Raw genomic sequence first — 24261 nt, forward strand, 5'->3', positions numbered from 1 at the left:
GACCGGTGGACAGCCCCGGTCCCCTTCATTGTCGGATGCCGCGGCCCGCCGGACTTGTCGCGGAGCGCGCCGGTGATGTCCGAGTGCGAAGGGATCGCGAAGGCGGACACCCTCCCATGACTCTCAGGCCCTGGTGAAGTCCTCGAAGATCAGCGTGGTCCGCGTCGAGCGGATCGACGGGATCGCCTGGATGTCCTCCAGCACGATGCGGCGGAGGTCTCGCGCATCACTCGCGCGCACCAGAAGGATCACGTCGAAGTCCCCGCCGACCAGCGCCATGTGCTCGATCTCGGGGATCGCGCGCAGCCGAGCGCTCACGTCCTGCCAGGTGGCCTGCTCGATCGCGAGCATGACGTACGCGCTGGCGTGGTGACCGAGCAGCACGGGGTCGGTCCGCACGGCGTACCCCGTGATGACGCCGGCCTCGGTGAGCCTCTTGATGCGGGCGTGAGCGCCGGCGCGGGAGATGTGCACGGCATCCGCGATCGCCGTCATCGAGGCGCGGGCGTCCTGACGCAGCTCCCGGAGGATCGCGTGATCGGTGTCGTCGAGCGTGATCATGGCACCCCTTCGTTCTGTCGATGAATTCTGACACTTCGATGCCTGAATCAACAATCCTCATCCATTCGTCCAGGATTCGCGGATAGATCTTGGACGAGTGCGCGGAGCAACGCATGCTGGACCCATCGAGTTCGGCAAGGAGGGCGGACGGATGCACGACACGGACATGCTCCCGCGTGAAGAAGCGGTGCAGCTGATCGACCAGGACGGCGCTGTCGTCGCCGACGACCACTATGCGCTGCCGGACGCCGCCAGCCTGCTGCGCGCGTACCGCGGTCTCGTCGAGGGCCGCCGGATCAACGACCAGGCCAGCGCGCTCGTCCGGCAGGGGCGACTCGCGGTGTACCCGTCGTCGCACGGGCAGGAGGCCTGCCAGATCGGGGTCGCGCTCGCCCTCGCCGAGACGGACTGGCTGTTCCCGACCTACCGCGACTCCGTCGCCGTGATCGCGCGCGGTGTCAGCGCCGCCGACGCCCTGGTGCTGCTCAAGGGCGACTGGCACTCCGGCTATGACGTGAAGACCCATCGGGTCGCCCCGCAGGCGACCCCGCTCGCCACGCAGCTCCTGCACGCCGTCGGCTTCGCCTATGCGGCGAAGCAGCGGGGCGAGGACACCGTCGTCGTCGCCCTATGCGGCGACGGCGCCACGAGCGAGGGCGACTTCCACGAGGCCATGAACTTCGCCGCGGTCTTCCATGTGCCCGTCGTGTTCTTCGTCCAGAACAACGGGTTCGCGATCTCGGTGCCGCTCTCGCGCCAGACCGCCGCCCCCTCCCTCGCGCACAAGGCCATCGGCTACGGCATGCCGGGGCAGCGCGTCGACGGCAACGACGTCGCCGCGGTCCTCGCGGTGCTCGGAGATGCAGCGGACCGGGCGCGCACCGGCGGAGGACCGACTCTCGTCGAGGCCCACACGTATCGGATGCAGGCGCACACCAACGCCGACGACGACACCCGCTACCGCGAGCGCGCAGAGGTGCAGGCCTGGGTAGCCAGGGATCCGCTCACGCGCCTCCGCGCGCACCTGACGGCCTCGGGCGTTCTCGACGAGGCGCTCGACGCCGAGTACGCGGCCGGGGCCGAGACGATCGCCCAGGCCATGCGCGACGCGCTGAACACGGATGCCGAGCTCGACCCCGAAGACCTCTTCCGCTTCGTGACCGCGACCCGCTCACCGCAGCTCGAGGAGCAGTGGCAGCTGCTCCGCGGAGAGATCGATCGGACCCCCGCCGAGACCTCAGGAGGCGCACGATGACCATCGCCGAGCACGACGTCCGGACAGAGGCGTCGACACCCGCCGTGGCCACGATGAGCATGGCGGCCGCACTCAACCTCGCCCTCGCCGATGCGATCCAGGCGGATCCGGAGGTCGTCGTCTTCGGGGAGGACGTCGGCGCCCTCGGAGGCGTGTTCCGCATCACCGACGGCCTCACGGCCCGGTTCGGCGAGGACCGATGCTTCGACACACCGCTCGCGGAGTCGGGCATCGTCGGCACGGCGGTCGGCATGGCGATGAACGGCATGCGCCCCGTGGTCGAGCTGCAGTTCGACGCCTTCGCGCTTCCTGCGTTCGAGCAGGTCGTCAGCCACGTCGCCAAGCTCGGCAACCGCACGCGGGGCGGGGTGCGGATGCCGCTGGTCATCCGCATCCCGTTCGGCGGCGGCATCGGCGGGGTCGAGCACCACTGCGACTCGTCGGAGGCGTACTACGCGCACACCCCCGGCCTCACGGTCGTCAGCCCGTCGACTCCGCAGGACGCGTACTCGCTGCTGCGCGCCGCGATCGCCTCCCCCGATCCCGTGATCTTCCTCGAGCCGAAGAAGCTCTACTGGGCCAAGGGCGAGGTCGACACCTCGGTCACCGCCGAGATCGGCACCGCACGCGTCGCCCGCGACGGCACGGATGTGACCCTGCTCGCCTACGGGTCCTCGGTGCCGCTGGCGCTGGAGGTCGCCGAGGTCGCCGCCGCCGAGGGGCGCAGCGTGCAGGTCGTCGACGTGCGCTCGCTGTCGCCCTTCGACGACGAGACGGTCACCGCCGCCGTGCGCTCGACGGGCCGCGCGGTCGTGATCGCCGAGGCTCCGGGCTACGTGAGCGTCGCGTCGGAGATCCAGGCGCGGGTGTTCGAGCGCTGCTTCGAGTACCTGGAGGCCCCCGTGCGCAGGGTCACCGGTTTCGACACCCCGTACGCGCCGCCCAAGCTGGAGCACTGGTACCTGCCCGACGTCGACCGCGTTCTCGACGCGATCGACTCGCTGCACTGGGAGGACGAGAAGTGAGCGCCCTCACCGCGCGCGTCTTCCGCCTCCCCGATCTCGGCGAGGGACTCACCGAGGCCGGTCTCGTGCAGTGGCTCGTGGCCGTGGGCGACACGATCACGACGGATCAGCCCATCGCGGAGGTCGAGACGGCGAAGAGCGTCGTCGAGCTGCCGTCCCCGTTCGCCGGCGTGGTCATCGCGCTGCACGGCTCCCCCGGCGACACGATCGATGTCGGAGCACCCGTGCTCGAGGTCGCGGATGCCGCGGCATCCGATGACCACGAGGCCTACCGCACCGAGGAGCGCGCGGGTTCCGGCAACGTCCTCATCGGCTACGGCACCTCGGAGCGCGGTGCCACGGGGCGGCGCCGGCGCCCCGCCGCGCGCCCGGATGCTCCGACCGTGACTCCGGATCTCTCGTCTGCCGCTCCGGACACCCCGGTCACGACTCCTGAAATCGGAGACCCGCGCATTTCTCGGACGATTCCGCCGACGGCATCCGAGAATCAGACGATCATCCGAAATTCGGATGCAGAGGCGGCCGCCCGGCGACCGGTCGCCGTGCGCTCGCCCCTCGTCCGCCGACTCGCGCGAGACCTCGGCCTCGACGTGCGCCTCATCGCGCCGACCGGGGCGGACGGAGCGATCACCAGGGCCGACGTGCTCCGCGCCGCCGTCGATCACGCCGTGGACGGCGTGACGGCTGCGGCATCCGCTCCCGTGGAGGGCGCTCGGGCGGAGTCCGCTCTCGAGAGCGACGCACGGATCGACGGCCTGGCCGTGCGCTCCCGCACCCGCATGTCACCCCTGCGCAAGGCCGCGAATGCGACGCTGAGCCGCAGCAGGGCCGAGATCCCCGAGGCGACCGTGTGGGTCGACGTCGACGCCAGCGCGCTCTGGAACGCCCGCGCCGAGATGGCGCCAGAGGGCGGACGCGCGCCCTCGATCACCGCGCTGATCGCCCGCTTCGTGCTGATCGCGCTGGAGGACCATCCGCTGCTCGCCTCGCGTCTCTCCCCCGACGCGTCGGAGGTCATCGAGTTCGAGGGAGTGAACCTCGGCATCGCCGCCGACACCCCCCGTGGCCTCATGGTCCCCGTCATCCCGCGCGCCGACGCCCTCAGCGCCGCCGACCTCGACGCCGCTCTCCGCGAGCTCGCCGGCAGCGCCCGCGGCGGAACGATGCCGCCGGAGCGCCTGCGGGGCTCGACCTTCACCCTGAACAACTACGGCGGCTTCGGCGTCGACGGGTCCGCCGCGATCATCAACCACCCCGACGTGGCGATCCTCGGCCTCGGTCGCATCCTGGAGCGCCCGTGGGTGGTGGAGGGCGAGATCGTCGTCCGACGCATCGCCCAGCTGTCGCTCGTCTTCGACCACCGCGTCTGCGACGGCGGGTACGCCGCCTCGTTCCTGCGACGCGTGGTCGAGCTCATCGAGCATCCCCTCCGCGCCTTCGGGAGGGTGTGACCGGCAGGACGTCAGGACCCGAGCGCCTCGGATGCCGCGGCTCTGGCCTCCTCCGCCGTCCGCGCCGCGAGCACGGCCTCGGCAGCGGCGCGGCATTCCTCATCCGTGACACCGGCGAGGGACGCCCCGACCCGTCCGAGGGCGCGAGGCGTCATCGACAGGCTCGTCGCTCCGAGTCCGACGAGCACCGGCGCGAGCGCAGGGTCTCCCCCCGCCTCTCCGCAGACGCCGACAGGCTTGCCAGCCGCCCGCCCCGCGGCGCCGACGGCGCCGATCAGGCGGAGCACCGCGGGCTGCCACGGGTCGTTGAGGTCGCCGAGATCGCTGAGGAGGCGGTCGGCGGCGAGCGTGTACTGGGCGAGGTCGTTCGTGCCGATGCTGACGAAGTCGACGACCTCCAGCATCTCCGCGGCCAGCAGCGCGGCCGACGGCGTCTCGATCATGATGCCGACGCGCGTGAGCCCCGCTGCACGCGCCCGCTCGGCGAACTCCCGCGCCTCATCGACCGTGGCCACCATGGGCGCCATGACCTCGACCAGCGCGTCCTCCGAGGCGGCCGCGGCGGCGAGGGCGCGCAGCTGATCGTCGAGCAGAGCCGGCGAACGGCGGGCGATGCGGAGCCCGCGCACACCGAGCGCGGGGTTCTCCTCGTCGTCGGCGTTCGCGAACGGCAGCGGCTTGTCGCTGCCCGCGTCGAGCGTGCGCACCACGACCTTGCGCCCGGGGAACGCCGCGAGGACGCCCCGATAGGCCTCGATCTGCTCCTCGATCGACGGAGCCTCCGTGCGGTCCAGGAAGCAGAACTCGGTGCGGAAGAGACCGATGCCCTCCGCGCCAGCCGCTGCGGCTGCCACGGCATCCGCCGCTCCGCCGACGTTGGCGAGCAGCGCCACCTCGTGGCCGTCCGCCAGCCTGCCGACGCCGTCGAACGGCACGATGACGGCGGCGGCGATCGCCGCGTCGATGCTGGCGCGTGACGGCTCCACCTCGACCGTGCCTCGGTCCCCGTCGACGAGGACGGTCGCTCCCGAGGCGATCCCCTTCGCCCCCGCGACGCCCACGACGGCCGGCAGTCCGAGGGAACGCGCGATGATCGCCGTGTGCGAGGTCGGTCCGCCCTGCTCCGTGACGAGGGCGACGCAGCGCCCTCCGTCCAGTGCTGCGGTGTCTGCGGGGGCGAGATCGGTCGCCACGAGCACGAACGGCTCGTCCCGCTGGGGCACCCCCGGCATCTCCACCTCGAGGATCTCGGCGATGATCCGGTCGCGGACGTCGCGGATGTCGGCGGCCCGCTCGGCCATCCGACCGCCGAGAGCGGCCAGCCCCTTCTCGTGCGCGGATGCGGTCTCCCAGACCGCGCGCGCGGCGGTGCGTCCCTTCGTCCGCACGAGCGCGGACGCCTCGGAGACGAGCTCGGGATCGGAGGCCAGAAGCCGAGAGGCGTCGAGGATGTCGCGAGCCTCGCCCGACGCCTCCGCCGTGCGGCCGCGCAGTTCGTCGGCGACCGCGACCGCTGCCCACTCGATCGACGAGACCTCCGCATCGCGGTCTGCCTCGTCGATCACGATGTCGCTCGCGGGTTCCGGCAGCGGCGGCGCGAGACGCACGACGACCGCAGCGGCGGCCCCCGCGCTCACGCCACGGCCCCGCAGCACCGCGCCGGCCGCGACGGGCGCGGGGGGCGCCTCGACGGGAGCGGAAGCCGGCGCCGCCGCCTCGACGCCCTCGCCGAAACCGTCGTGGAAGAGGGCGGCGAGACGCGTGAGCGCCTCCTCGGCGGCGTCTCCGGAGGCCGACAGCTCGATCTCATCGCCCTGACGTGCGCCGAGGATCAGCAGGCGCGACAGGCTGGCCGCTGCCGCCTCCGGCCCATCGGGCAGGAGGCGCAGCCGCACCTCGGCTCCCGTCGAGGCTTTGGCGATGAGCGCGGCGGGGCGTGCGTGGATGCCGAGCGGATTGCGCACCCGCACGGTGCGAGTGATCCGCTCCCCCTGCGCCTCTCCGCGCTCGTCCGCGGGTTCCCGCTCGGGCTCGGCCGCGTGCTCCCCCAGCTGCCCGGTCTTCGCCCCCAGAGCAGCGGAGGCCTCGTCGGCGACGACGTCCAGCGACGCCCCGGCCGCCGCCGACACGACGGCGGCGAGGAGCCCCTCGACGAACGGCGCGGGAACGAGCCGCACGGGAACCTCGCTGGTCCGGAACTCCAGGGCGAGCTCGGCGCTCATCACCGCAGACCCCAGATCCATCAGCACGAGCACGCCGTCGCAGTCGGATGCGAGCTCGTCGATGGCCGCGGCCACCGCGGTCGCGTCTGTTCCGAGGATCGGTGTGCCCTCGGCATCCGTCCCCGCCCCTGCCGCGACGCGCACCTGCACGCCGCCGCCCTGCACCATCTGGAGGGCGAGCTCGAGTGCCGCCTCCCCGAGCCGAGCGCTGTGGGAGACGGCGACGATGCCGATCATCAGGAGGCGGCCGCGATCGCGGCGTCCAGCGTCTCGAACAGCAGAGCGGTGGACGCGGCGCCGGGGTCGAGGTGACCGGCGCTGCGCTCCCCGAGGTAGCTGGCGCGACCCTTGCGCGCCACGAGCGGGAGCGTCGCGTCCCGACCCGTCGCCGCCGCGACCGCGGCCGCGTGGGCCGCCTCGCTCACGGAGGCGCCGCCCGCGAGGGCCCCGTCGAACGCGTCGACGGCCGGAGACATCGCGTCGAACATGGTCTTGTCCCCCGCTTCGGGCTTGCCCCGGGCGACGATGCCGTCGAGACCTGCGCGCAGAGCGCCGGCGAGCGACGCGCCGTCGAGGGAGTCGACCGCCCCCGCGCTCATCCCCATGCGCAGGAAGAACGTGCCGTAGAGGGGTCCGCTGGCGCCGCCCACCGAGCTGACCAGGGTCATCCCCACCGTCTTGAGCAGCTCATCCGCCGTGGCCGGCGCGCCTCCGCTGAGCTTCTCGACGACGGCGCCCATGCCCCGCGACATGTTCGCGCCGTGGTCGGCGTCGCCGATGGCCGAGTCGAGCTCGGTGAGCCAGTCCTTCTTCTCGGCGACGGCCGCGCTGAACCGCGCGATCCAGTCCTGCAGCGCCGCGACTCCCACGTTCCCCATCAGGCGCCCCACCGCAGACCGGGGGTGACGACCGGCGCATCCCACAGCCGCAAGATCTCGTCGTCGGCCGTGAGCACGGTGACCGAGCATCCGGCCATGTCGAGCGAGGTGATGTAGTTGCCGACGAGGTTGCGCACGATCTGCACGCCGGCCTTCTCCAGCAGCGCAGCCACCTCGGCGTACATCAGGTACAGCTCGATCTGCGGGGTGGCGCCCATGCCGTTGAGCATCACGATCACGGGTCCAGTGAAATCGAGGTCGGCGAGGATCGGCTCCACCAGCTGCCGGGCGATGTCGGATGCCGGGGCGAGGGGCTCGCGGTGGCGACCGGGCTCGCCGTGGATGCCGATGCCGATCTCCATCTGGTCCTCGGGGAGGTCGAAGGTCGGCTTGCCGGCGGCCGGCACCGTGCAGCTGGTGAGCGCCATGCCCATCGACCGGCCCTGGGCGTTGACGCGCTGGGCGAGTGCGACGACGGAGGCGAGGTCCTGCCCCTCCTCCGCGGCGGCGCCGACGATCTTCTCGAGCAGCACGGTGAGTCCGACACCGCGTCGACCGGCGGTGTACAGCGAGTCCTGCACGGCGACGTCGTCGTCGACGACGACCGTGCCGACCTCGATGCCCTCCATCTCGGCGAGCTCGGCGGCCATCTCGAAGTTCAGCACGTCTCCGGTGTAGTTCTTGACGATGTGCAGCACCCCGGCGCCGCGGTCGACGGCCTTCGTCGCGGCCTGCACCCGGTCGGGGGTCGGCGAGGTGAAGACCTCACCGGCCACGGCGGCGTCGAGCATCCCGATGCCGACGAATCCGCCGTGCAGCGGCTCGTGTCCTGAGCCTCCACCGGACACCACGGCGACCTTGCCCTGCGCCTTGGGCGTCGCGCGCGTGATGACGCTGGTGTCGAGGTCCACCGACAGCTCGGGGTGCGCCGCGGCGACTCCCCTGAGCGACTCGATGAGCACGTCCGCAGGGTTGTTGATGAGCTTCTTCATCGTCCGATCTCCCTTGATCACTGCCTGGCTGAAAGTCGTCGAAATCCGAAAGGAATTCGTTAATGTCGAATATGCTCGGAGTCGGACGGGATGTCAAGACCCCGTCGAGTCGCCGATTCGAGGAAGAATCGTCTGAGAGGGAGGGCCGCATGATCCAGGCCATCGACCGCGCCGCGAAGGTGCTTGAGCTGCTGCAGGGCGCCCGGCATCTGGGCATCACCGACCTCGCCCTCGCGCTGGACCTCCCCCCGTCGACCGTGCACGGCATCGTCAAGTCGCTCAGGGAGCACGGCCTCGTCGCCAAGGAGCGCGGCGGGCAGCGCTACATGCTCGGCCCCACGCTGCTGCGGCTGAGCAACGTCTACCTCGACACCCTCGACGTCCGTGCCCGCGCGATGCGCTGGACGCAGGATCTCGCCCGCCGCACCAGCCTGTCCGTGCGGCTCGGCGCTCCGCACTTCACCGACGTGCTGGTGATCCACCACAACCTGCGCCCGGACGACAGCCAGCAGATGCTCGAGACCGGGGTGGCGATCCCGGCGCATGCGTCCGCGATGGGCAAGGTGCTGCTCGCCTACGATCAGGGGTTCCAGCGCGACGTGTTCGCGCAGCCGCTGCGCAGTCTGACCGGCGACACGGTGACCGACGTCGCGAGGCTCACGCTCGAGCTGCCGGCGATCGTCGAACGGGGAAGCGCCTCGGAGACCGACGAGGCCGTGCTCGGCGAGACGTCGATCGCAGCGCCCGTGGCCGATGCGCGGGGCGACATCGTCGCGGCGCTCGCGGTCGTGATGCCGACCGCGCAGGCCCCGGCATCCGACGCGGTGCTCGCGGCCCTGCGGGAGACGGCCCGCAACATCTCCCGCGAACTCGGCTCGACCACGTGGCCCCCGCGAGTCGCGCCGGCCGAGGACTGAACAGTCCGGGCCTCGACGCGCACTCCTCCGAGGAGGCGATCGCCCACCACCCCGCACGAGGCGTCGAGATGGCCGCCCACACGCCATGCCCGGGTGGACGCGCGCGGCGCATCCACCCGGGCACTCGACGTGTCCCGCGGGCTCGGGTTCTCGCGTGACTACTCCGCGAGCAGGAAGCCCGCCGCCCGCTCACCGATCATGATCGAGGGCGCGTTGGTGTTGGCGCTCGGCACGAAGGGCATGACCGAGGCATCGGCCACGCGGAGTCCCGCCACTCCGCGAACCCGCAGCTGCGGGTCGACGACAGCGAGCTCGTCGCTCCCCATCCGGCAGGTGCCTGCCTGGTGGTGATAGGTGCCGACCGTGCGGCGGGCGAAGTCGCGCAGCTGATCACGGGTGGTCACGTCGTCGCCGGGGGCGAACTCCGCTGCGCGGAACGGTGCGAACGCGTCCTGGGCGCCGACCCGGCGCACGAGCTCGATCGCGTCCACCATCGCCTCCAGATCACGGTCGTCGGCGAAGACGTTCGGGTCGACGAGGGGAGCATCGGATGCCGCCACAGATGCCAGGCGCAGCGTGCCGCGCGAGTACGGGCGCACGATGCCCGCGACGATCGTGTACCCCTGCTCCGGCACGGCTCCGCCGTCGGTCGGATACGGCACGTGGATGAACAGCGGCTGCAGATCGGGGGCCGCATCGTCGGCCGCGACGGAGGAACGGGCGTAGAACTGGCTCTCCAGGATGTTCCACTGCGGCGGGGCGACCGGGTCCTTCGCCTCGTACAGCACGCTCACCAGAAGGTGGTCATGCAGGTTCTCGCCGACACCGGGCAGATCGGCCACGACATCGATGCCGAAGGCGCCGAGGTCATCCTTCGGGCCCACGCCCGAGCGCAGCAGCACCGCGGGTGAGCCGATCGCCCCGCCGGACAGCACGACCTCGCGGGTCGCGCGCGCCACTCGCGTCACGCCGTCGACCGAGTACTCGACGCCGACGGCCCTGCCGTCTTCGATCACGACCCGGTCGACGAGCGCATCCGTGGTCACGGCGAGCCGTGCGTCGCCGAGGATGGGGGCGACGAACGACTGCCAGGCCGACGCGCGTCTGCCGTCCTTCGTCGTCGTGTGGTTGAAGCCCGCGCCGTCGAGCGTCTCGCGGTTGAAGTCGTCGGTCGCAGGGATGCCTTCGGCCACCGCCGCATCCACGAACGCCGATGCCAGGGGGTGCCGCTTGTCCACGGGTACCCGTTCGACGTGCAGCGGTCCGCCTGCGCCGTGGAACTCGTCGGCGCCGTCGGCGTGATCCTCGGACGCGGTGAAGAAGGGGAAGACCTCGTCCCACGACCAGCCGGTCGCGCCCTGCGCAGCCCAGCCGTCGTAGTCGCTGCGGTCGCCGCGCATGTAGATCATGCCGTTCAGCGAGCTGGAGCCGCCGAGCGTCCTGCCGCGCGGCCAGTAGAGGACCCGCCCGCCCAGATGCTCCTGCGGAGTGGTCATGACCGCCCAGTCGCTGGGCGACATCAGCAGGCCCGGCCAGCCCTGCGGCGAGTGGATGTTCGGGTCGCTGTCCACCGGCCCCGCCTCCAGCACGTGGACGGTGCGCCCCGCGTCGACCAGGCGGCGCGCGATGGCGCTGCCCGCCGATCCCGCTCCGACCACGATGTAGTCGGCGACTTCTGTGAGCTCGGTCATCGCTCGTTCCTCTCTGAACGCCGGGCGGTCTTCGCCCGCTGTCAGATCAGAATCGCCCGGATGCGGCGGATACGACCGGCCACCGACGAACACCGATGTGCCGGACGCGCACGATCGCCGGAGTCAGTGCTGCAGCGCCTCGGCGCGGTACTCGTCGCCAGGCCGGGCACAGCTTCGGATCCTGACCCGAGCACAGCCTCGGTCCCCGGCCGGGCACAGCTTCGGATGCCGTACGCGACACGCCGCTGGTTCGGCCGCACCGTCGGCGCGTCCAGGCCTCCGATCCGAAGCTGTGCCCGCGGCACGCCTGGCCGGACGCGCACGATCGCCGGAGTCAGTGCTGCAGGGCCTCGGCGCGGTACTCGCTCGGCGTGACGCCGAACCGCGTGCGGAACGCCCGGGAGAAGGCCGTGGCGTCGGTGAAGCCCCATCGCGCGCCGATCGACGCGATCTGCTGCCCGACCTGGCTCGGATTGCTCAGGTCTCTGCGGGTGGCGTCGAGGCGGCGATGCCGGATCCACGAGCTCACGGTGTCGTTCCTGCCCTCGAACAGCTTCTGCAGATACCGCACCGAGACGTGGTGGGCGGCGGCGATCTGGGCGACCGTCAACTCGGCATCACCGAGATGCGCGGCGATGTACATCTCGATCCTGGTCAGGAGCGCCCTCCGGTCGGCATCCCCTCCGCTGTCCAGCACGAGCTCCAGTCGTTCCCCGAGGGCAGCGGTCAGCATGTCGAGCACGGCGTCGGACAGCGGCATCCGGTTGCGGAGCGTGCCGTCTTCGAGGGCGCTGTCGAACGCGCGCAGCAGCGAGGAGGCGATCGCGCTCACGCCCTCGTGGCCGGAGAACCGCGAGGCCGTCAGCGCTCTCAGGCGCGCCCGATCGATGCGAAGAGTCTCGAGCGGGAACATCACGACCAGCATGCGGAACGAGTCGTCGAAGTCGACGGAGTAGGGGCGCGTCGTGTCGTAGACGGCGAAGTCCCCCGGCAGCAGGATGGCATCGCGCCCGTCCTGGCTGATCACGCTCCGGCCCTGCAGCTGCACGCCGAGCTTGATGTGGCCGGGGTCGTCACGGGCGATCTCGCTCCTGGTGCGGCTCACGCGAACGGGCGATCCTGACACGCTGCTCACCGACAACGGCCCGAGCTCCTGCGCCACGAGCTTGCCCGCGAAGCCCGCCCTGGTCGCGGGATCCGCAGACCAGGCCCGGAGGGGCACGAAACTGCGATTCACGGCATCCGTCCACATGTCGAAGCGCTCGGCGGAGGCTACGTCGCCGCAGTCGAGCACGACCCTGCCCGGGTTCTCCTCGCGTTCGCGATCGCCCATCCGTCACTCCTCGCCTCGTCGCGTGACGGACAGCATACGCGCAGTTCGTCGGCGCGCGCCGCGCGAGGTCGACCCGAGGTCAGCGCGACTGGAGCCCGTCCAGACTCACGCGCAGGATGTCCTCGCCGAGCTCGTCGGGGTCGACAGGCCCCCCGGGCCGGTACCACTCGACGACCGAGTTGATCATGCCGAAGATGAGCCTGGTCGCGACCGCCGCATCGACGTCATCGCGGATCAGCCCCTCGCGCTGCGCCTCGGCGACGATCGCCGTGACCCGCTGGTCGAAGTCGCGCCGACGCCGCAGCGCCGTCGTCTCGACCTCGCTGTTGCCCCGCACCCGCAGCAGCAGGGTCACGGAGGGGAGCTTCTCGGTGAGCACGCGAACGGCTCCTCGGACGATCGAGCGCAGACGGTCGGCGGCGAGCGGATGCTGCGCCACGGCGTCGTCCACGACCTGCTCCAGTCCGTCGAGCGCGTCGTTCAGCGCGAGCTCGAGGATCGCGGACTTGGAGTCGAAGTGGTGGTAGAGCGCCGACTTCGTCAGCCCGAGCGCGGCGGTGAGGTCGGCGACGCTGGTCGCGTCGTAGCCGTGGTCGTTGAACACCTTCACCGCGACGGCGAGCACCTGCTCGCGGTCGTAGCCCGGCCTGCCCCGCTTCGGCGTCGGATCTGCGGGATCGGTGCGGGGCATGCGACCAGTCTGTCATCTCGGAGTTGCCAACCGCCGGTTCATCTGAGAATGTATTCCTGACCGATCGGTCTGAAATTATCTGCCAGTGGCGGCAGACAGGAGGATGACGATGTCCGAGGCCTACCTCGTCGGCGGTGCGCGCACCCCGGTCGGCCGCTACGGCGGCGCGCTCTCCAGCGTCCGCCCGGACGACCTCGCCGCCCTCGTCGTCGGCGAAGCGGTGAGCAGGTCGACGGCGCCGGTCGACGCGATCGACGAGGTGATCCTGGGCGCGGCGAACCAGGCGGGCGAGGACAACCGCAACGTGGCCCGCATGGCCGTGCTGCTCGCCGGCCTTCCCGATTCGGTCCCCGGGCTGACCGTGAACCGGCTGTGCGCGTCGGGGATGTCGGCCATCGCCCTCGCGGCGAACGCCGTGCGCGCGGACGACGCCGACCTCATCGTCGCCGGCGGCGTCGAATCCATGACCCGGGCGCCCTGGGTGCAGGCGAAGCCGGAGCGGGCATGGGGCAAGCCGGGCGCCGCCTTCGACACGTCGATCGGCTGGCGATTCGCGAACCCGCGGCTGAGCGCACGCGACAAGGCGACCTTCTCGATGCCGGAGACCGCAGAGGAGGTGGCGCGCGTCGACGGGATCTCGAGGGCGGATGCCGACGCGTTCGCGCTCCTGAGCCATCAGCGCGCTCTCGCCGCGATCGACGCGGGGCGCTTCGTCCCCGAGATCGTGGGGGTCGAGACGGCCCGCGGACTCGTCGACGCCGACGAGGGTCCCCGCCGCGACACCTCGCTCGACGTCCTCGCGGGGCTCCGTCCCGTCGTCGCCGGCGGCGCGGTCGTCACGGCCGGCAACTCTAGCTCCCTCAACGACGGGGCCTCGGCGATCCTCGTCGCGAGTGCGCAGGCCGTCGCCGCGCACGGGCTGCGCCCCCGCGCGCGCATCGTCGCCTCGGCCACGGCTGCCCTCGCACCCGAGATCATGGGCCTCGGCCCGGTACCGGCGACCGAGAAGGCGCTGCGCAAGGCCGGGCTGAGCATCGCGGACATCGGCGCAGTCGAGCTTAACGAGGCGTTCGCCTCGCAGTCGCTGGCCTGTATCCGCCGCCTCGGACTCGACCCCGCGATCGTGAACGCCGATGGCGGTGCGATCGCCCTCGGCCACCCGCTCGGCTCCAGCGGATCGCGACTGATCGTCACGCTGCTCGGACGCATGGAGCGCGAGGGCGCACGATACGGCCTCGCCACGATGTGCGTCGGTGTCGGCCAGGGCACGGCGATGATCGTGGAGCTCGTGTCATGACGCTGCGCATCGAGGAGCGCGCCGACCGCGTGATCGCGACCCTGGACCGTCCGGAGAAGCGGAACGCGATCGATCAGGAGACGATCGATGCCCTGCACGAGCTGTGCGCAGGGCTCGAAGCCGCGCCGCGCACGCTGATCCTCACCGGCTCCGGAGGAACCTTCGCGGCGGGGGCCGACATCGCCCAGCTGCGGGAGCGCACGGCCGAGGACGCGCGGAAGGGCATCAACGCGACCGCGTTCATCCGCATCCGCGAACTCCCGATGCCCGTGATCGCGGCGATCGACGGCTATGCGCTCGGCGGTGGCGCCGAGCTCGCCTACGCGGCGGACATCCGCATCGCCACCCCTGCCCTGAAGATCGGCAACCCCGAGACCGGGCTCGGCATCATCGCCGCGGCGGGCGCCACCTGGCGGCTGCCCGAGATCGTCGGGGAGGCGAGAGCGAGCGACCTCCTCCTCACCGGTCGGGCGCTGGATGCCGAGGAGGCGCTGGCCTGGGGGCTGATCTCCGCTGTGCACGCCGCGGACGACCTCCTGCCCGCCGCCCACGCGATCGCAGACCGGATCGCCGCGAACGACCCCCTCGCGACGCGGCACACCAAGCGCGCCCTACGCACGCCGAGGGCCCAGCATCCGGCCATCGAGCTCGAGCTGCAGGCCGAGCTCTTCGAGTCCCCCGAGAAGCATCGCAGGATGACCGCGTTCCTGGAGCGCCGCACTGAGCGAGCGCAGCGAGACGAAGCGAGGAAGAAGCGATGAGCGACCCCCGGCCGTCGAGCGAGCCCGCTCCCGCGCACGCCCCCCGGTCGTTGAGCGAGCCGCAGGCGAGTCGAAACGCAGAGACGACACGCCCGCCGGCACGCGTCGGCGTCCTGGGCGGCGGACGCATGGGCGCCGGCATCGCGCACGCGTTCCTGCTGGCGGGGTCGCGCGTGACCGTGGTCGAGCGCGACGACGCCAGCGCGGATGCCGCGGCCGACCGCATCGACGACAGCATCCGCCGCTCGGCCGAACGCGATGCCTCCCTCGACGGGACCGCGCTGCGCTCGCACCTCACGACCGGCTCGGACATCTCGGCCTTCGGCGAATGCGACCTCGTGATCGAGGCGGTGCCGGAAGACCGCGACCTCAAGGAGCAGTCGCTCGCCCGCGCGGAGGCAGCCATGCCCACGCACGCGACGCTGGCGAGCAACACGTCGTCCATCTCGATCGACGACCTCGCCGCCACGCGGCTGCGCCCGGAGCGCTTCCTGGGCCTGCACTTCTTCAATCCCGTCCCCGCCTCGGCGCTGGTCGAGATCGTGCACGGCACGGCGACCGCGCCCGATGTCACCGAGAGCGCCCGCGACTGGGTCGCAGCCCTCGGCAAGACGCCGATCGTCGTGCGCGACTCCCCCGGCTTCGCCTCCTCCCGCCTGGGCGTGATGCTCGGCCTGGAGGCCATCCGGATGCTGGAGGAGGGCGTCGCATCGGCCGCCGACATCGACGCCGCGATGACCCTCGGGTATCGGCATCCCACCGGCCCGCTGCGCACCACGGACATCGTGGGCCTCGATGTCCGCCTCGGGATCGCGGAGGAGCTGGAGCGCGCCTTCGGCGAGCGCTTCGCCCCGCCGGAGCTGCTGCGGCGCATGGTCGCCGAGGGGCGGTTGGGCCGCAAGACCGGCCACGGATTCTACGAATGGAACGAGGAGAGATGACCGAGTACCTGTCGAGCTACGTCAACGGCGAGTGGTGGACGCCCTCCTCCCCCGACCGGGCGACGGACGTCCGCGACGCCTCCACCGGCGAGCTGATCACCCGGGTGTCGACCGAGGGCCTCGACCTGGCCGCCGCCCTCGAGTTCGCCCGGACGACCGGGCAGCGGAGCCTCGCCGCGCTCACCTTCCACCAGCGGGCGGTGCTGCTCAAGCAGTTCGCGCTCGCCCTCACCGCGCGCAAGGACGAGCTGTACGCGCTGTCCTCGCGCACGGGCGCCACGAAGGTCGACTCCTGGGTGGACATCGACGGCGGGATCGGCGTGCTCTTCTCCTACTCGGGCAAGGGCCGGCGCGAGCTGCCGAACGGCACCGTGCACGTCGACGGGCCCGTGGAGCCGCTCTCCAAGGACGGATCCTTCCTCGGCCGCCACGTCTACACGACCCTCCCCGGTGTGGCGGTGCAGATCAACGCCTTCAACTTCCCGGTGTGGGGTTCTCTGGAGAAGTTCGCCCCCGCGTTCCTCGCGGGCATGCCGACGCTCGTCAAGCCCGCGACGCCGACCGGCTACCTGGCCGAGGCGATGGTGCGGATCCTCGTCGAGTCGGGGCTGCTGCCCGAGGGATCGCTGCAACTGGTGAGCGGCAGCGTGCCCGAGCTGTTCGAGAACCTGCGGCTCGGCGACCTCGTCGGCTTCACCGGCAGCGCCTCCACCGCGGAGAGCCTGAAGGCGCACCCGGCCGTGCAGACGGGCGGCGTGCGGTTCACCGCCGAGACCGACTCGATCAACGCCTCCGTGCTCGGCACCGACGCGGTGGAGGGCACCCCCGAGTTCGACGCCTACGTCCGCCAGCTCGTGACGGAGATGACGACCAAGGCCGGACAGAAGTGCACCGCGATCCGCAGGGCGATCGTGCCCGCCGCATCCGCGGACGCCGTGATCGCCGCCGTGCAGGCGCGCATCACCGAGAAGACCGTGCTGGGTGACCCCCGCGCGGAGGGCGTGACCATGGGTCCGCTCGCCTCGACAGCTCAGCGCGACGAGGTGCGGCGCCAGGTGAAGGTTCTTCAGGACGCCGGCGGCCGGCTCGTCGTCGGATCCACCGACGCCCCCGAGGTGCGCCTCGCCGACGGCACGACCGGCCCCGCGTCCGACGGCGCCTTCGTCTCCCCCGTTCTTCTCCGGTTCGACGACGCGCAGTCGGATGCCGTGCACTCCGTCGAGGCGTTCGGCCCCGTCTCCTCGCTGCTCACGTACGACACCACCGCCGAGGCCGCGGCGCTCGTCGCCCGCGGCGGCGGCTCGCTCGTCACCAGCATCGCGACGCACGACCCCGCACAGGCCGTCGAGCTCGCCACGCGCATCGCGCCCTTCAACGGACGCATGCTGCTGCTCGACCGCGACGACGCCCGGTCCTCCACCGGCCACGGCTCCCCGCTGCCGAACCTCGTGCACGGCGGTCCCGGCCGGGCCGGCGGTGGCGAGGAGCTCGGCGGCATCCGCGCGGTGCTGCACCACATGCAGCGCACGGCCGTGCAGGGCTCCCCCGAGATGCTGACGGCGCTGACCGGCGTGTGGCACGCGGGGGCCGCGGCGCACAGCGGCGGGCGGCATCCGTTCCGCAAGTCGCTGGCGGAGCTGCGGATCGGCGACCAGATCGTGTCCGCCTCGCGCGAGGTGACCCTCGACGACATCGAGACCTTCGCGCACTTCACCGGGGACACGTTCTACGCGCACATGGACGAGGAGGCCGCCGCGGCCAACCCGTTCTTCCCCGGGCGCGTTGCGCACGGCTACCTGCTGGTCTCGTGGGCGGCCGGGCTGTTCGTCGACCCGGAGCCCGGACCGGTGCTCGCGAACTACGGACTCGAGAACCTGCGCTTCCTCACTCCGGTCTCGCCCGGAGACGAGATCCGCGTCGAGCTCACCGCCAAGCAGATCACGCCGCGCGAGACCGACGAGTACGGCGAGGTGCGGTGGGATGCCGTCATCCGCAATCAGGAGGACGAGACCGTCGCCACCTACGACGTGCTGACGCTGGTGAGCAAGTCATGAGGCCGATGATGCAGCGTGACAGCGCCTCGGCGATGCTCGGGATGGTCGTCGAACTCGACGAGCCGGGGCACGCGATCGTGTCGATGCCCGTGCGGGAGGACATGCTGAACGGCTTCGCGATCACCCACGGAGGACTCGTGTTCGCCCTGGCGGACACGGCGTTCGCGATCGCGTGCAACGAGGACGAGCGGGTGACCGTGGCCGCAGGAGCCGACATCACCTTCCTGAAGTCGACGCGGGCGGGGCAGACCCTCACGGCGACCGCCGTGCGACGCGTGGTCAGCGGCCGCACCGGGCTGTACGACGTCACGGTCACCGACGAGATCGGCGACGCCGTCGCCGAGTTCCGCGGACGCTCGATCACCACGAACCGGCCGGCATCGCGCTGAGGCGCGGGCCGTCACGGATGCCGCCGCCATGCGCGCCTCTGACGCAGAGAAGGGCCGGGGTCGTCACGACCCCGGCCCATCCGCGCGTTCCAGAGGCTCAGCGCTGGATCACCTGGGGAGCGGCGACGGCCTTGAGACCGGCGACGCCGAACTCCTGCCCGTAGCCGCTGGCCTTGATGCCGCCGAACGGCACATTCGGGTTGATCGCACCGTGCTGGTTGATCCACACCGTCCCGGCCTGCACCCGACGGGCGACCTCGGTCGCGGCATCCGCATCCGACGACCACACCGACGCACCCAGGCCCTGCGACGACGCATTCGCCCTGCGCACCGCATCATCGACCTCGGAGTAGCGGATCACCGGGATCACGGGACCGAACTGCTCCTCGTCGACCAGCGGGGCGCCGTCGTCGATGTCGGCGACGACGGTCGTCCGGTAGAACAGCGGTCCGTGCTCGGGCGCGGCTGCTCCGCCCGTCACGATGCGGGCGCCGCGCGCCCTCGCGTCATCCACGAGCCGGCGCACGATGTCGAACTGCTTCTCGTTCTGCAGGGGGCCGAGCACGTTCGCCTCGTCGAGCCCGTTGCCGCTCGGCATCGCCGCGGCGAGGTTCGCGAGCGTCTCCACGACCTGCTCGTATTGCGAGTCGTGCACGTACAGCCGCTTGAGGGCCGCGCAGGTCTGACCCGTGTTGAGGAAGATGCCCCAGAACAGGTTCTCGGCGATGGCGGCGATGTCGGTGCCCGGCAGGATGATGCCCGGATCGTTCCCGCCCAGCTCGAGCGTGAGCCGCGCGAGGTTGTGCGCCGAGGCCTCCACGATGCGGCGCCCCGTCTCCGTCGATCCGGTGAACATGATCTTGTCCAGCCCAGGGTGCGCCGCGATCGACGCGCCCACCTCGCGGTCGCCCGAGACCACGGTCAGCACGCCCTCGGGCAGGTGCCGGTTGAACACGGCGGCGAGCGCGAGCACCGAGAGCGGCGTGTACTCGCTCGGCTTCACGACCACGGTGTTGCCCATGCGCAGCGAGGGCGCTATCTGCCACACAGAGATCATCATGGGCCAGTTCCACGGGCCGATCGCGCCGACGACGCCGAGCGGCTCGTAGTGCACCTCGGCCCTCGACTCGCCGGCCTCGAAGACGACCTCGGGCTCGATCGGGGTGTCGGCGGCGGCGCGGGTCCAGAGCGCGCACGCGCCGACCTCGAAGCGCGCGTTCGGGCCGTTGAGCGGCTTGCCCTGCTCGCGCGAGAGCAGCACCGCGAGCTCCTCCGCGTTCGCCTCGATCTCGTCGGCGATCGCGTGCAGGATGCGGCTCCGCTCGGCGTGACCGAGAGCGGCCCAGCCCGGCTGCGCCGCCCGAGCGTCGGCAATGGCCCTGTCCAGGTCCTCCGTGGTGTGCACCGGCGCGTGCGCGATCACCTCGCGGGTCGCGGCGTCGGGGATCGGCCGACCGATCCCCTCGGGCGCGCTGATCTCCTCCAGGAGCGTCGTCGTCGTGGTCACAGCATCCTCCTTCTCCGCGGACGGCTCCGTCCGATTGCGGCGAGCCTACGAGCCGGCCGCCGCCCGCGACAGGGGCCGCACCCGTTCATGCATCCGCGGCACAGCGGCGTACGTGTACGGCAGATCACGCCCGACCGACACCCGCTGAAAATGAAGATGCCGCCCCTGCGACGAAGGAGTCGACCATGACCTCAGTGCTTCCCGAGATCGGGACCGAGACCGAGCTGCACTCGCGCGATGCGCTCGCCGAGCTGCAGCTGCGCCGCCTGCAGTGGACCGTGCGCCACGCGTACGACAACGTGCCGCTGTACCGGCGTAAGTTCGACGAGCACGGTGTTCATCCCGACGACATCCGGGAGCTCGCCGATGTCCAGAGGCTCCCGTTCACGACCAAGGCCGATCTGCGCGAGACCTACCCGTTCGGCATGTTCGCCGTGCCGATGGCCGATGTGCGCCGCATCCACGCCTCGTCGGGCACCACCGGCAGACCGACCGTCGTGGGCTACACGGAGGGTGACCTGGAGCGCTGGAGCGACCTGGTCGCGCGGTCACTGCACGCCGCGGGCATCCGCGCGGGCATGAAGGTGCACAACGCCTACGGCTACGGGCTGTTCACCGGCGGCCTCGGCGCGCACGCCGGCATCGAACGGCTCGGCGCCACGGTCATCCCGATCTCCGGAGGCCAGACCGCGCGGCAGGTGCAGCTGATCACCGACTTCGAACCCGATGCGATCCTGTGCACGCCGAGCTACCTGCTCACGATCGCGGATGCTCTGGAAGCCGCCGGCCTCGACCCCGCCGCGACCTCGCTGAAGGTCGCCGTGCTGGGGGCGGAGCCGTGGACGAACGAGATGCGCCGGGAGATCGAGCGGCGCCTGAACATCGACGCCGTGGACATCTACGGCCTCAGCGAGGTCATGGGCCCCGGCGTCGCGAGCGAGAGCGTGCTCACGAAAGACGGTCCGCACATCTGGGAGGACCACTTCCTGCCGGAGACCATCGACGGCGACACGGGAGCCACCGTGCCGGATGGCGAGCTCGGAGAACTCGTGTTCACGTCGCTCACCAAAGAGGCGTTCCCGGTGATCCGCTACCGCACGCGCGACCTCACGAGACTGCTGCCCGGCACGACCTACCCTGCGGTGCGTCGGATCGAGAAAATCACGGGCCGCAACGACGACATGATCATCCTGCGCGGTGTGAACCTGTTCCCCACCCAGATCGAGGAGATCGTGCTCGGCATCGAGACCCTGACGCCGCACTTCATCCTCGAGCTGCACCGTGCCGGGCGAATGGACTCCCTGACCGTCCGGATCGAGCGGCATCCCTCGCTGAGCGCCGAGGAGTGCGAGGGCGCAGCCGCCGTGCTCAGGCACCGCATCAAGATGCACATCGGAACGAGCGTCGAGGTGCAGGTCGAGGAACCTGGCACGCTGCCCCGCAGCGAGGGCAAGTACAAGCGCGTGTACGACCTGCGCTGAGGTCTCCTGCGTATCCGCCCCGCGCTGCCGATCAGCCCCGCAGGGCCAGCACGAAGGGCAGCACCTCGGCGGCACCGGCCTGGCGGAGAGCGCGGGCGGCGATCGTGAGGGTCCAGCGGCTGTCGGCCTGATCGTCGACGAGCAGCACCGGCCCATCCGGCACGTCGAGTCCCTCGGCGCTGAACCGCTCCCAGAGCCCAGCGATGCGGAAGGCGCTGTTGCCGCCGGGCTGACCGGTCGGTCCTCCGCCGACCAGCCCCAGCTCGCCGAGGTACGGCAGCCGGCCGATCTCCGCGATGCCGCGGGCGAGGGAGTCCACCAGCTGCGGGCGGGAGCGCGACGGCATCGCGACGACGGCGACCGGCCGCTGCTCCCATCCCCACCCGGCGAGCACGCGCACGCACCCGGCGAGGAGCTGCGGCGGGACCACGGCATCCGCGGCCCCCGCGCCGAACAGGTCTCGCAGCGCTCCTCCCCAGCCGAGATCGGTGAGCCGCGCCAGCGCACGCCCCTCGGCCGCCTGCTCGGCCGGTGCGATGCGCCCCTTCACGGGAACACCCAGCCCGTCGGCGCCGGTCGGCCAGGCTCGTCGTGGCTCGATCGGCACGCCGACCCGATCGAGGGACTCGGATGCCGCGGCCGTCGCCCGCTCCTCGATGTCGCGAGGGAACCACGCGCCGGCGCAGTTGTCGCAGCGTCCGCACGGGACCGCGGTGTCATCGTCGAGAGCGCGCTGGAGGAACTCCATGCGGCAGCCTGCCGTCGTCTCGTAGTCGAGCATGCTGCGCTGCTCGGCGAGGCGCTCCGCCGCGATCCGCTCGTATCGTTCGGCGTCGTAGATCCACGGCTCGCCCGTGGCCACCCATCCGCCCTGCACCCGCCGCACCGCGCCGTCGACGTCGAGCACCTTGAGCAGGAGCTCCAGAGGTGTGCGCCGGATGTCGACCATCGCCTCGAGCACCGGGGTCGAGACCGGGGTGTCGCCGAGGGCGGCGATCACCCGTTCGGCACGCTCCCGGTCGGGCATCGACGCGGTGGCGAAGTAGTGCCAGATGTCGCGGTCCTCGACGCCGGGCAGCAGCAGCACGTCGGCGCTCTCGCTCGCACGGCCGGCGCGACCGACCTGTTGGTAGTACGCCACGGGAGAGGACGGGGCTCCGAGGTGCAGCACGAAGCCGAGGTCGGGCTTGTCGAAGCCCATCCCGAGGGCGCTCGTGGCGACGAGCGCCTTGACCTCGTTGCGCTTGAGCATGCCCTCCGACTCCTCGCGCTCGTCGGCGTCGGTCTGCCCCGTGTAGGCGCGCACCTCGTGACCGCGCTCGCGCAGCAGCCGAGCGGTGTCGACGGCCGCCGCGACGGTGAGCGTGTAGATGATGCCGGAGCCGGGCAGATCGTCGAGGTGGCTGAGCAGCCAGGCGAGACGACTGGCCGAATCGGGCAGCCGCAGCACGCCCAGCCGCAGCGACGTGCGTGCGAGGGCGCCGCGGATGGTCAGCACCTCGGCATCCGATTCGCCGGTGCCGAGCTGCTCGGCCACATCGGCGACGACGCGGCTGTTCGCCGTCGCCGTCGTCGCGAGCACCGGCACGTCGGCGGGCATCTGCGCGATGAGGTCGCGCAGGCGCCGGTAGTCGGGGCGGAAGTCATGACCCCAGTCGCTGATGCAATGCGCCTCATCGACCACGAGCATGCCGATGCGGCGCACAAGCGCGGGCAGCCGCTCCTCACGGAAGGACGGGTTGTTCAGCCGCTCCGGCGACACCAGCAACACGTCGACCTCGTCGCGGTCGAGCTGCGCGAGCACATCGGACCACTCGTGCGCGTTCGTGGAGTTGATCGCGACCGCGCGCACGCCCGCACGCTCGGCGGCCGCGATCTGGTCGCGCATGAGCGCCAGCAGCGGTGAGACGAGCACGGTCGGCCCCGCGCCCTGCCTGCGCAGCAGCAGGGTCGCCACGAAGTACACCGCCGATTTGCCCCACCCCGTCCGCTGCACGACGAGCGCGCGACGACGGCGTTCGACCAGGGCCTCGATGGCCTCGTACTGCCCGTTGTGGAACTCGGCATCCGCCCTCCCGACCAGTTCGCGCAGTGCGGAGAGTGCGGCGGTGCGGGTGTCGCCGGAGAGCGGAGAGGTCATGTCCCCACTCTGCCTCACGTCGCGGACATCGTCGGCGACGCGCGGATGTCGATGCTCTACCGTTGACCCATGATCGCCCGTGAGCTCGCCGTCGCCCTGCGCGAGGCCGGGCTGGTGTGGCACCCCGCCGAGGGAGACCGCTTCCAGCTCGATCTGCCCGATGAGGTGGAGCTCGAGGCGGAGGCCGACATCTTCACGGTGAGCGAGATGACGATCGAGGCGCGTCAGACCCCGAGCGGCACCGACCTCGCGTTCAACGGCACGACGGAGTGGGCGCTCGACGCCGTGACCCTCGCGGACGCCGTGTGGCTGCCCCGAGAGGATCAGCTGCGCGACCTCCTCCGCGGCACCTTCCGTCGCCTGACCCGCCTCAGCGACGCCTTCCTCGTCGAGATCGAGATCGCCGGTGAGACGCTGGCGTTCGAGCATCCGGATCCCGCGGAGGCGTACGGCCGGGCGCTTCTGGAACTGATCTCCCGCTCGCACTGACCCTCCCCTCCCGCTCCGGGACTCCGGAGATCGGGCGGCGCCGGCCATCCGGATACCGCTCGGCTCACGCACTGCGCAGAAGAGGCAGCTCTCGCATCTCCGGTTTCTCCGGAGTTCTGGAGCGCCGGCCCGAGCACGGCGGAGGGCTCTGTCTTGCGTGTGACGACGCGCCGTGTCAGAATTACC

20 protein-coding genes are annotated in these 24261 nt (G+C 71.5%); 11 read left to right on the top strand and 9 right to left on the bottom strand.

Annotated features, from left to right (window positions below; translation table 11 throughout):
* Positions 1–123: 123 nt before the first annotated feature.
* Positions 124–561 carry an Lrp/AsnC family transcriptional regulator gene (locus tag ACFVRO_RS15645; RefSeq protein ID WP_105676682.1) on the bottom strand — a complete coding sequence of 146 codons (438 nt, stop codon included), beginning with the start codon at positions 559–561 and terminating at the stop codon, positions 124–126.
* A gap of 151 nt (positions 562–712) precedes the next feature.
* Here ACFVRO_RS15645 and pdhA point away from each other — a divergent pair, with 151 nt between their 5' ends.
* From pdhA to ACFVRO_RS15660, 3 genes are read left to right on the top strand one after another with little or no spacing between them, the layout of a single operon-like run.
* Positions 713–1816 (top strand): pyruvate dehydrogenase (acetyl-transferring) E1 component subunit alpha, encoded by a 1104-nt coding sequence (pdhA, locus tag ACFVRO_RS15650; RefSeq protein WP_386953921.1) that lies wholly within the window; start codon positions 713–715, stop codon positions 1814–1816.
* Positions 1813–2841, top strand: coding sequence for a transketolase C-terminal domain-containing protein (locus ACFVRO_RS15655; RefSeq protein ID WP_341939901.1), 1029 nt, complete (start codon positions 1813–1815; stop codon positions 2839–2841). The genes pdhA and ACFVRO_RS15655 overlap by 4 nt, the downstream gene beginning before the upstream one ends.
* Positions 2838–4292, top strand: a complete 1455-nt coding sequence (locus tag ACFVRO_RS15660; RefSeq protein WP_386953923.1) for a dihydrolipoamide acetyltransferase family protein — start codon at positions 2838–2840, stop codon at positions 4290–4292. Before ACFVRO_RS15655 ends, ACFVRO_RS15660 begins: the two co-directional genes overlap by 4 nt.
* Before the next feature lie 11 nt (positions 4293–4303).
* Here ACFVRO_RS15660 and ptsP read toward each other — a convergent pair whose 3' ends face one another.
* From ptsP to dhaK, 3 genes are read right to left on the bottom strand one after another with little or no spacing between them, the layout of a single operon-like run.
* Entirely contained in the window at positions 4304–6751 is a 2448-nt protein-coding gene (ptsP, locus tag ACFVRO_RS15665) for a phosphoenolpyruvate--protein phosphotransferase (RefSeq protein WP_386953926.1), read from the bottom strand.
* Complete coding sequence (dhaL, locus tag ACFVRO_RS15670; protein WP_105676688.1) at positions 6751–7392, bottom strand: dihydroxyacetone kinase subunit DhaL; 642 nt, start codon at positions 7390–7392, stop codon at positions 6751–6753. The genes ptsP and dhaL overlap by 1 nt, the downstream gene beginning before the upstream one ends.
* Positions 7392–8384 (bottom strand): dihydroxyacetone kinase subunit DhaK, encoded by a 993-nt coding sequence (gene dhaK, locus ACFVRO_RS15675; protein WP_386953929.1) that lies wholly within the window; start codon positions 8382–8384, stop codon positions 7392–7394. The genes dhaL and dhaK overlap by 1 nt, the downstream gene beginning before the upstream one ends.
* A 149-nt stretch (positions 8385–8533) precedes the next feature.
* On the opposite strand from dhaK, the gene ACFVRO_RS15680 reads away from it, so the two are divergent.
* Positions 8534–9301 carry an IclR family transcriptional regulator gene (locus ACFVRO_RS15680; RefSeq protein WP_386953932.1) on the top strand — a complete coding sequence of 256 codons (768 nt, stop codon included), beginning with the start codon at positions 8534–8536 and terminating at the stop codon, positions 9299–9301.
* A 158-nt stretch (positions 9302–9459) separates the two neighbouring features.
* Here ACFVRO_RS15680 and ACFVRO_RS15685 read toward each other — a convergent pair whose 3' ends face one another.
* From ACFVRO_RS15685 to ACFVRO_RS15695, 3 genes are all read right to left on the bottom strand, one after another.
* Entirely contained in the window at positions 9460–10992 is a 1533-nt protein-coding gene (locus tag ACFVRO_RS15685) for a GMC family oxidoreductase (RefSeq protein WP_386953934.1), read from the bottom strand.
* A 334-nt stretch (positions 10993–11326) separates the two neighbouring features.
* On the bottom strand, positions 11327–12325 hold the full coding sequence (locus ACFVRO_RS15690) for a helix-turn-helix domain-containing protein (RefSeq protein ID WP_386953936.1): 999 nt from the start codon (positions 12323–12325) through the stop codon (positions 11327–11329).
* 79 nt (positions 12326–12404) lie between these two features.
* Entirely contained in the window at positions 12405–13016 is a 612-nt protein-coding gene (locus ACFVRO_RS15695; protein WP_386953938.1) for a TetR/AcrR family transcriptional regulator, read from the bottom strand.
* Between the two features lie 109 nt (positions 13017–13125).
* Between ACFVRO_RS15695 and ACFVRO_RS15700 the strand changes: the two genes are divergently transcribed.
* The 5 genes from ACFVRO_RS15700 to paaI are packed head-to-tail and all read left to right on the top strand — an operon-like array spanning position 13126 to position 18458.
* Positions 13126–14313, top strand: coding sequence for a thiolase family protein (locus tag ACFVRO_RS15700; protein ID WP_386953941.1), 1188 nt, complete (start codon positions 13126–13128; stop codon positions 14311–14313).
* Entirely contained in the window at positions 14310–15074 is a 765-nt protein-coding gene (locus ACFVRO_RS15705; RefSeq protein ID WP_386953943.1) for an enoyl-CoA hydratase/isomerase family protein, read from the top strand. The genes ACFVRO_RS15700 and ACFVRO_RS15705 overlap by 4 nt, the downstream gene beginning before the upstream one ends.
* Positions 15071–16015 carry a 3-hydroxyacyl-CoA dehydrogenase family protein gene (locus tag ACFVRO_RS15710; RefSeq protein ID WP_386953946.1) on the top strand — a complete coding sequence of 315 codons (945 nt, stop codon included), beginning with the start codon at positions 15071–15073 and terminating at the stop codon, positions 16013–16015. Before ACFVRO_RS15705 ends, ACFVRO_RS15710 begins: the two co-directional genes overlap by 4 nt.
* Positions 16012–18069 carry a phenylacetic acid degradation bifunctional protein PaaZ gene (paaZ, locus tag ACFVRO_RS15715; RefSeq protein ID WP_386953948.1) on the top strand — a complete coding sequence of 686 codons (2058 nt, stop codon included), beginning with the start codon at positions 16012–16014 and terminating at the stop codon, positions 18067–18069. Before ACFVRO_RS15710 ends, paaZ begins: the two co-directional genes overlap by 4 nt.
* Positions 18066–18458, top strand: a complete 393-nt coding sequence (gene paaI / locus ACFVRO_RS15720; protein ID WP_105676669.1) for a hydroxyphenylacetyl-CoA thioesterase PaaI — start codon at positions 18066–18068, stop codon at positions 18456–18458. The genes paaZ and paaI overlap by 4 nt, the downstream gene beginning before the upstream one ends.
* Positions 18459–18555: 97 nt before the next feature.
* On the opposite strand, the gene ACFVRO_RS15725 is transcribed toward paaI, so the two are convergent.
* Complete coding sequence (locus ACFVRO_RS15725; RefSeq protein WP_386953951.1) at positions 18556–19965, bottom strand: aldehyde dehydrogenase family protein; 1410 nt, start codon at positions 19963–19965, stop codon at positions 18556–18558.
* Between the two features lie 185 nt (positions 19966–20150).
* Between ACFVRO_RS15725 and paaK the strand changes: the two genes are divergently transcribed.
* The gene (gene paaK / locus ACFVRO_RS15730; RefSeq protein ID WP_386953954.1) at positions 20151–21446 is read left to right on the top strand and encodes a phenylacetate--CoA ligase PaaK; all 1296 of its coding nucleotides are present in this window, start codon (positions 20151–20153) and stop codon (positions 21444–21446) included.
* Between the two features lie 31 nt (positions 21447–21477).
* On the opposite strand, the gene ACFVRO_RS15735 is transcribed toward paaK, so the two are convergent.
* On the bottom strand, positions 21478–23586 hold the full coding sequence (locus ACFVRO_RS15735) for a RecQ family ATP-dependent DNA helicase (protein ID WP_386953957.1): 2109 nt from the start codon (positions 23584–23586) through the stop codon (positions 21478–21480).
* A 69-nt stretch (positions 23587–23655) separates the two neighbouring features.
* On the opposite strand from ACFVRO_RS15735, the gene ACFVRO_RS15740 reads away from it, so the two are divergent.
* A complete protein-coding gene (locus tag ACFVRO_RS15740) occupies positions 23656–24075 on the top strand; it encodes a pilus assembly protein CpaE (RefSeq protein ID WP_386953959.1) in 420 nt (139 codons plus the stop codon).
* Positions 24076–24261: the final 186 nt, after the last annotated feature.

The organism is Microbacterium sp. NPDC057944 (assembly GCF_042887445.1).
Taxonomy (GTDB): domain Bacteria; phylum Actinomycetota; class Actinomycetes; order Actinomycetales; family Microbacteriaceae; genus Microbacterium; species Microbacterium natoriense.

Excerpts from the sequence above, each read along its gene's own strand:
- paaI (WP_105676669.1), top strand. The coding sequence starts at position 18,066 with ATGAGGCCGATGATGCAGCGTGACAGCGCCTCGGCGATGCTCGGGATG.
- ACFVRO_RS15655 (WP_341939901.1), top strand. The coding sequence starts at position 1,813 with ATGACCATCGCCGAGCACGACGTCCGGACAGAGGCGTCGACACCCGCC.
- ACFVRO_RS15680 (WP_386953932.1), top strand. The coding sequence starts at position 8,534 with ATGATCCAGGCCATCGACCGCGCCGCGAAGGTGCTTGAGCTGCTGCAG.
- ptsP (WP_386953926.1), bottom strand. The coding sequence starts at position 6,751 with ATGATCGGCATCGTCGCCGTCTCCCACAGCGCTCGGCTCGGGGAGGCG.
- ACFVRO_RS15705 (WP_386953943.1), top strand. The coding sequence starts at position 14,310 with ATGACGCTGCGCATCGAGGAGCGCGCCGACCGCGTGATCGCGACCCTG.
- paaZ (WP_386953948.1), top strand. The coding sequence starts at position 16,012 with ATGACCGAGTACCTGTCGAGCTACGTCAACGGCGAGTGGTGGACGCCC.
- ACFVRO_RS15685 (WP_386953934.1), bottom strand. The coding sequence starts at position 10,992 with ATGACCGAGCTCACAGAAGTCGCCGACTACATCGTGGTCGGAGCGGGA.
- ACFVRO_RS15735 (WP_386953957.1), bottom strand. The coding sequence starts at position 23,586 with ATGACCTCTCCGCTCTCCGGCGACACCCGCACCGCCGCACTCTCCGCA.
- ACFVRO_RS15700 (WP_386953941.1), top strand. The coding sequence starts at position 13,126 with ATGTCCGAGGCCTACCTCGTCGGCGGTGCGCGCACCCCGGTCGGCCGC.
- ACFVRO_RS15690 (WP_386953936.1), bottom strand. The coding sequence starts at position 12,325 with ATGGGCGATCGCGAACGCGAGGAGAACCCGGGCAGGGTCGTGCTCGAC.
- pdhA (WP_386953921.1), top strand. The coding sequence starts at position 713 with ATGCACGACACGGACATGCTCCCGCGTGAAGAAGCGGTGCAGCTGATC.
- dhaK (WP_386953929.1), bottom strand. The coding sequence starts at position 8,384 with ATGAAGAAGCTCATCAACAACCCTGCGGACGTGCTCATCGAGTCGCTC.
- dhaL (WP_105676688.1), bottom strand. The coding sequence starts at position 7,392 with ATGGGGAACGTGGGAGTCGCGGCGCTGCAGGACTGGATCGCGCGGTTC.
- ACFVRO_RS15645 (WP_105676682.1), bottom strand. The coding sequence starts at position 561 with ATGATCACGCTCGACGACACCGATCACGCGATCCTCCGGGAGCTGCGT.
- ACFVRO_RS15695 (WP_386953938.1), bottom strand. The coding sequence starts at position 13,016 with ATGCCCCGCACCGATCCCGCAGATCCGACGCCGAAGCGGGGCAGGCCG.
- paaK (WP_386953954.1), top strand. The coding sequence starts at position 20,151 with ATGACCTCAGTGCTTCCCGAGATCGGGACCGAGACCGAGCTGCACTCG.
- ACFVRO_RS15740 (WP_386953959.1), top strand. The coding sequence starts at position 23,656 with ATGATCGCCCGTGAGCTCGCCGTCGCCCTGCGCGAGGCCGGGCTGGTG.
- ACFVRO_RS15710 (WP_386953946.1), top strand. The coding sequence starts at position 15,071 with ATGAGCGACCCCCGGCCGTCGAGCGAGCCCGCTCCCGCGCACGCCCCC.